A 7,413-nucleotide genomic window follows, 5' to 3' on the forward strand; every position below is an offset into this window, starting at 1 on the left:
AAAAGAGCCAGACGAGGCAGGCCTCAATCTGTATGGGTATAGCAACACCAAGTTGGAGGGGGTCTTCGGGTTCACCGACACCTTTGGCCTCCTGGTGGGCTATACACGTTTCGCTTCCCGCTACAACGCCGCATGGTCAGAATCGATGGTACCCTTAGAAGTGGAAAACCGCGGTGGAGGCTTCAAACTGGGGTTTGTAACCACTACCCAGGCCCGTTCAGGACTGTCCCTGTCGATACGCTACGCCTATCTGCCCCTCGTTGCCTCGGTCACCACTATATCCGACGAAGAGGTGAACGACTACGAATACGACACCTATCTGGGGTCAGGGCACGAACTGAAGGCAGCCCTTAGCTACAACTTCGCTAGCGGCCTAAGCCTCTACGTGGGCTACATAGTCGAAACATACAGCGGGATCTCAGCCTGTTGCAGCGACACCATGCATCAACCGGCAGGGTTCCGCGGGCTCCAAGCGGGACTGAGCTGGGCCTTCTAATTGCCTAATGGGGGTGCCCCAAGGCACCCCTCCCTTCTTTCCTCCTAGACACCCTCCCAGATCTACACGACACTCTTTCCAAAAAACAAACAAAGTAGCGATTTGGCTGCGGCTTAGGGTTGACGAAGCCCTGTATTTAGTGATAAGTATGTCTTAGCGACGCCTAATCTTTAGGTTTTCCCCGTGAGGGTGCGGAAAGGAGTCTAATATGATTATCGCAGAAGGGTTGACCAAACAATATGGTAATCTGATCGCGTGCAACCAGTTGTCTTTACACGTCCGTGCCGGCGAACTCTTTGGTTTTCTCGGGCCCAATGGCGCCGGCAAGACAACCACGATCAAGATGCTCACGGGTCTTTTGACCCCCACCTCTGGGACGGCCAAAATCGCGGGAGTCAACGTCCAAGAGGATCCAGTGCGGGCCAAGAGCCACATGGCCTTGGTACCCGATTCACCCAATATTTACGAAAAGTTGACCGCCCGGGAATTCTTACAGTTTGCAGCCCAGTTGCGGAACCTAGACCAGGCCGAGGCCTCTAGGCGGATCGATGAGCTTTTAGACCTGTTTGAGCTCAGCGATCGGGCCGATGAATTGTGCGGTAGTTTCTCCCACGGTATGAGGCAGAAAGTATGTCTTTCCGCCGCCCTGTTGGGAAAACCCAAAGTCCTATTCCTCGACGAGCCCACCGTAGGCCTAGATCCTAAAAGCGCCCGTCTGATTAAGGACATTCTGCGAAACTTCACCGCGGAGGGTGGTACGGTGTTCATGTCCACCCATATTTTGGAAATAGCTGAGCAAATGTGCGACCGGGTGGGAATCATCCAGCGGGGCAAGCTCATCGCCCTAGGCACCATCGATGAGTTGCGACAGAATGCCCATCATGTAGAGACGGGCAAGCCCATCAGTCTCGAGGACCTGTTCCTAGAGCTCACCGCCAAGAACGATGATCCAGAGAATGACAGTGAGTAGGGGGTAATGACATGGGTTCATTAAGGTTGTTGATGTACTATCAATGGCGGCAAACGAAAAACTCCCTACAGGAACCGAAGGCGAAACTAAAGGTATTGGCCGTCCTCGCGGTCTATATCTTCCTGGGGATTTTCATTGGGACTGGCTTTTACCGCTTTCTCGGGATCTTCGATGAGACTGGGGCATATTTGCCGGGCCTTGCCCGCAGTACCGAAGCCACCATCCTAAGCCTTTTGTGTTTGGCGGTCTTCATCTTAATCCTGACTTCGGGATTGAAGATCACCTATGAACGGATGTTTGAAAGCAGTGATCTGCCTTTTCTGTTATCCAACCCCATCTCTACGAAAACAGTCTTTGCGGCCAAATTCCTAGGGTCCTTTGCGTATAACTTCCTATCGGTAGCGATTTTCATCCTCCCGGCGTGGATCGCCTATGGGGTAAAACACTCTGCCCCTTGGTGGTTCTATCTGGCGGTGGTCTTCGTTATACTATTGGGGGCCTTGTTGGTCCACAGCCTGATCTCCCTGTTGATTCTTGTCATCATGCGTTTTGTTCCTTCGGGTCGGATGAAGCAAATCTTCATCGGACTTTCCTCCCTTGCTGCCCTGTTTGTGGTTTTCATCACCCAGATGATGAACAATCAGGCGTTCTATGAGCAGTTCCAAGACCCACAACTACTGTTCGAGAAGGTGGGTCAATGGGGAATCGGCCAGAATCCCTATCTGCCCCATCTGTGGATGAGCCGCTTTGCCCTCAGCTTCCTTCCCGCCTTCGATTACTCACCTTGGGCAAACGGACTGCCGTTGCTGCTCTCCACCGTCCTGCTGGCCTACCTGGCCATTAACCTGTCTGGTTCCTTCTTCCTGGCCGGCTACGGGACCAAGGACGATCAGCCCCGACGGGCGGTAAAGAAGGCCAAGACCAAAGCCAGAACCTGGTGGCCGAAGCAAAAGGCGATGGCGGTGGTCCGCAAGGAATTGCTGCTGGTAAAAAGAGAACCCCTGTTGTGGTATTCCCTGGCGGTTATCACCATCGTCCTTGGATTCTTCGTCTACAACATCGTGAGCAACCTGCAGGGTGCCCCTTCGACGGAAACCGATGCCGCCATGGAACAGGCGGGCCTATGGGTATTTCAACTCTTATTGCTCTTGATGCCCACCTTCATGGGTAGTGTCCTCATTTCCCAGTTGGGGGGCCTGTCCCTCAGCCGGGAAGGCAAAAGTTGGTGGTTTTTGCGCAGCAGCCCCATCGATCCCAAGTCCCTGTATTGGGGCAAGCTGGTTTATGCGGCGGTGGTGCCCGCATTATACTGTGCGGTCTTTCAAGTGGTGGTGCATAGACTCATCCCCGCCATGACTCTGCCGCTGTATATCTCTGTGCCGGCGGTCATCCTGATGAACGTGACCATCGCCGCGGTGGAGCTGGGGATGGATATCTTCTTTCCGGATTTCTCCATCAAGATCGAGTTTGGCGGTACCTCGGGAAGACAGGCGGGGACGATGAAACTGATGGCGGGCATGATCGCAGGTTTCGTGGCCATCTTCGTCTTCGGCGGGACCGTAAGCTTCCCCCTTTGGGGTGAAGCTGCCTTCCCGGGACTCTCCCAGGGAGTAATCAATGGGATTGCGGTGACGGCCTTCCTGTTGGAGACAGTGGTACTCACGGCGGTTGCCGCCGCCCTGTCCATCCGCCGATTGAACTGGCTGATGAAAGACGAAAGGGCTTAATGAAACGCCGGGTCCAAGACCCGGCGTTTTTTAATGACTCAATAACTCCAGAACCACTTTGGGCATCTCTAAGGGTTGACAAGTGCGTTCATGCCGTCTGGGCATCTGGGCCAGGGTACGGAGGCTATCAGGTACCACGAGGCCTGTCCGCTCGGCCAATAGTCCCAGGAGGGCAAACTCGTCTAACCCCTGGATCTCTTCAGCGCCGAATAGGGCCAAGGCCACACTCTCCACAAACTTCAGGGGACTGGCGGTACTGGCCACCACCGTCGGGGTGGAATCCTTTGTCTCCTGCACATACTGACCATAGACATCTAAGGCCACGGCGGTATGGGGATCCACCACATAATCATACTGGGCATATACGCTGCGGATAGTCTTCAGGGTCTGTTCATCATCGCAGGAACCAGCCCAAAACAGGCTTTTGATCCGTTTATGCACACCCTCCGGCACTTGATACCAACCCTTTTCCCCAAGGTCCTGCATCCACGACTTAACCAAGGTATGATCCCTATCTGTAAGCTCATATAACAACCGTTCCAGGTTGCTAGAGACCAGAATATCCATGGAGGGAGAACGGGTCTGGTGAAACTCCCGCCGCCGGTCGTAGACCCCGGTATTGATAAACTGGGCCACCACATCGTTACGGTTGGCCGCAGAAATCAGGCGGCAGATGGGCAAACCCATACACCGGGCGTAATAGGCAGCGAGAATATTCCCGAAGTTACCCGTGGGCACCACCACGTTGATGCTGTCCCCCAGGGAGATCCGCTGCTGGTGCACAAGTTCGAGATAGGCAGCAAAGTAATAGACGATCTGGGGGACCAAGCGTCCCCAATTGATGGAGTTGGCCGAAGAAAACCGCCGGTTCTGGGCCTGCAGTCTACTAATCATCTCCGGATCGGTGAAAATCTCCTTCACTCCCCGTTGGGCATCGTCAAAGTTGCCCTCCACTGCCACCACATAGGTGTTATTACCGGTCTGGGTCACCATCTGGTATTCCTGGATGGTACTGACACCCTTTGCCGGATAGAACACAACGATCCGGGTACGCTCCACATCCTCAAATCCCGCCAGGGCAGCCTTCCCCGTATCGCCGGAGGTGGCCACCAGGATCACCACTTCACCCGCGGCCCCCAGATGATCCATGGCGGTGGTAAGCAAATGGGGCAGAATCTGCAAGGCCAGATCCTTGAAGGCCAAGGTAGGGCCATGCCACAACTCTAGAAGGGAAAGCCCATCCCCCAGATACCCAAGGGGCGTGATCTTGTGGTGGGCAAATTTCCGGGGGTTATAGGCCCGCTGAAGACATCGGCGAAGATCCTCAGAAGAAAAGTCGCTGAGGAAGGGGCGAAGGACCCGCTCGGCCAACGCCCCGTATCCTGCTGAGAAAATGCTTGTAAGCTCCTCCAGGGGCAGCCGGGGAATTCCATCGGGGACGAACAAGCCGCCGTCCGCGGCGATCCCCTGCCAAATCACTTGGCTGCTGTTGGCCTCCGGTCTGCTACCCCGGGTACTATTGTACCTCATGGACAAACCTCACCCTCAATCCAAATGTTAAGAGATTCTAGGCTTTTGCCCCGGATTCCTTTTTGCCCCGCATAAGTTTTCGCGCTTCCGCAATGAGCAACGGGATCAAGGCTAGCCCTACAATTCTACCCAACTGCATCAAAGTCAAGGGCTCTAGTTTGAACAGGCTCCGCAGGGGCGGTACCAAGAATACCACCGCCATGAGACCCAAGCAGCCTACGGTAGACCAGAACAGGGTCTTATTGGAAAAGGGTGACATCGCAAAGACCGAGGTTCGCTCGGACCGCACCCCATGGGCCCGGAGCAACTCACTAATGATCAGGGTGGCAAAGGCCATACTCCGCCCTAGTTCCACGCTTTCCCGTTGGCCGATGTAAAAGGCAATCAGCGTCACGATCCCAATTGCCACCGCCTGGGAAACAATCCCAAAGGCCATCTTCCGGTCGATAATGGGTTCATCGGTGGGCCGGGGCGGCACGTCCATTACATCCCTCTCCCCCTGCTCCAGACCCAAGGCCAAGGCTGGGAAGGAGTCGGTAACCAGATTGACCCACAACAACTGCAGCGGCAACAGGGGAACGGGCCAACCTAACAGGATGGAGGCAAAGATGATTAAAACCTCACCCACGTTACAGGATAACAGGAAGTAGACAAACTTCCGGATGTTCCCGTAGATGATGCGCCCCTCTTCCACCGCGGCCACGATACTAGCGAAGTTGTCGTCCCGGAGGACCATGTCCGCGGTATTCTTGGCCACGTCGGTACCGGTGCGTCCCATCGCCACGCCGATGTGGGCCCGTTTGAGAGCCAAGGCATCATTGACACCATCCCCGGTCATAGCCACTACGTGGCCGTGGGCCCCTAGGGCCTCCACAATTCGCACCTTGTGATCCGGCGAAACCCGGGCATATACACTGACGGTTTTCACCACTTCTTTCAGCTCTTCATCGCTCATCTGTTCCAACTCATCGCCGGTGACCACTTCCCCGTCTTTTTGGACAATCCCCAGCTTCCTGCCAATGGCGTAGGCAGTGATTCGATGGTCCCCGGTGATCATCACAGGACGGATCCCCGCCCGTTTGCACCGGGCGATGGCCTCGAGGGCCTCTTGACGGGGCGGATCGATCATGCCCACCAGGCCCAAAAAGACCAGGTCCTTCTCCAGAGAGCTGCTTTCCAACGTGTCGGGCACCGCATCCAGTTCTTTGTAGGCCACCGCCAGCACCCTAAGGGCCTCACTAGCCATATGCATGTTGGCCTCTTGCACTTTTGTGGCCTCTTCTTCGGTCATGGAGCGGATCTCGTCCTCCACCTTAATCCGGTTACACCGAAGCAACAACTCGTCGGGGGCTCCCTTCACACAGAGCAGGTAACGGCCGTTACAAGCATGGATGGTGCTCATCAGTTTTCGGTCCGAATCGAAGGGCAGCTCCGTCACCCGCGGATAGGTCTGGCCCAACTCTTCCTCCTTGAGTCCCGCCCGGAGGGCCAAGGCCAAAAGAGCCGCCTCCGTAGGATCCCCCAGGATCATACCGGTACCGTTGGTAGTTTTCGCATCGTTACACAGGGCACCAGCTTTCAGCAAAAGCAGCAAATCCCCGTCGTCGGTCTGCAGCCGACCATTCTCCCCCACCTCCAGGAGGGTACCATCGACATAAACAGTGGTCGCAGTCATGCGGTTCTGGGTCAGGGTACCTGTTTTGTCCGAACAGATTACGGTGGTGGTCCCCAGGGTCTCCACCGCCAATAGCCGGCGTACAATCACATTTCGGTCCGCCATCCGTTTGATACCCAGGGCAAGGACGATGGTCACCACCGCCGGCAGACCCTCGGGAATAGCCGCCACCGCCAAGCTGATGGCGGTCATGAAAGAGTCGAGCAAGGGATCTCCCCGGAGTGCGGCGGCCACGAAGACGATGGCACACACCACCAGAACAATGATGCCAATCCACCGTCCCAACTGGGCCAGCCGGATCTGCAAGGGAGTCTGTTCTTCCTTGGCCACCTGCAAGCGACCGGCGATTTTACCGAATTCGGTTTTCATGCCCGTGGCCACCACCAGGCCCCGACCCCGGCCATTGGTGATTACCGTGCCGCTGTAGGCCAAGTTGGCCCGTTCTGCCAGGGGCGTTTCCGGTCCTAGTTCCTCCACATCCTTCAACACAGGCACCGATTCTCCGGTGAGGGCCGATTCGTCCACTTGTAGATTGTTGGCCTCAAGCAGTCGAACATCCGCTGGGACGTAATCTCCGGCTGAAAGGAGGACCACATCCCCCGGCACTAGCTCGCTGGCTAAAACCCGTTCCACTTCCCCATCCCGGAGCACACTGGCCTGGGGAGCCGTCATCTTCTGCAGGGCTTCTAAAGCATTGTCCGCCTTCAGCTCCTGGGCCACCCCCAGGATCGCATTGATCACAATGATCGCAAAGATCACCACGGCATCCACGGGCTCGCCCAGCAAGAAGGATACCAAGCTTGCACCCAAGAGAATTAGAATGAGAAAATCTGCAAACTGCTCGAGAAAACGACTCAGGACCGTTTTCTTTTTTTGTTTGACCAGCTCATTGGGACCGTGCTCTACCAGACGCCGCGCCGCTTCCTTGCGACTCAAGCCCCGATGCTGGTCCACTTGCAGTTTTGCCAAAGCTTCTTCTACACTAGTTTCATGCCAATGCAAGTCATTTCCCCCC

The 7,413-nt window shown here is 55.8% G+C and carries 5 protein-coding genes; 3 read left to right on the forward strand and 2 right to left on the reverse strand.

The window, feature by feature from the left end:
- From GXX57_00310 to GXX57_00320, 3 genes are all read left to right on the forward strand, one after another.
- A partial coding sequence (locus GXX57_00310) for a hypothetical protein (GenBank protein ID HHV43096.1) occupies window positions 1-496 on the forward strand: 496 nt, incomplete at its 5' end.
- 208 nt (window positions 497-704) lie between these two features.
- Window positions 705-1,466, forward strand: coding sequence for an ABC transporter ATP-binding protein (locus GXX57_00315; GenBank protein ID HHV43097.1), 762 nt, complete (start codon window positions 705-707; stop codon window positions 1,464-1,466).
- An 11-nt stretch (window positions 1,467-1,477) separates the two neighbouring features.
- The gene (locus GXX57_00320) at window positions 1,478-3,193 is read left to right on the forward strand and encodes a hypothetical protein (GenBank protein HHV43098.1); all 1,716 of its coding nucleotides are present in this window, start codon (window positions 1,478-1,480) and stop codon (window positions 3,191-3,193) included.
- 30 nt (window positions 3,194-3,223) lie between these two features.
- On the opposite strand, the gene GXX57_00325 is transcribed toward GXX57_00320, so the two are convergent.
- Entirely contained in the window at window positions 3,224-4,723 is a 1,500-nt protein-coding gene (locus tag GXX57_00325; GenBank protein HHV43099.1) for a threonine synthase, read from the reverse strand.
- 37 nt (window positions 4,724-4,760) lie between these two features.
- A complete protein-coding gene (locus GXX57_00330) occupies window positions 4,761-7,400 on the reverse strand; it encodes a cation-translocating P-type ATPase (protein HHV43100.1) in 2,640 nt (879 codons plus the stop codon).
- Window positions 7,401-7,413 lie beyond the last annotated feature (13 nt).

It is taken from the genome of Bacillota bacterium (assembly GCA_012839765.1).
Taxonomy (GTDB): domain Bacteria; phylum Bacillota; class Limnochordia; order DUMW01; family DUMW01; genus DUMW01.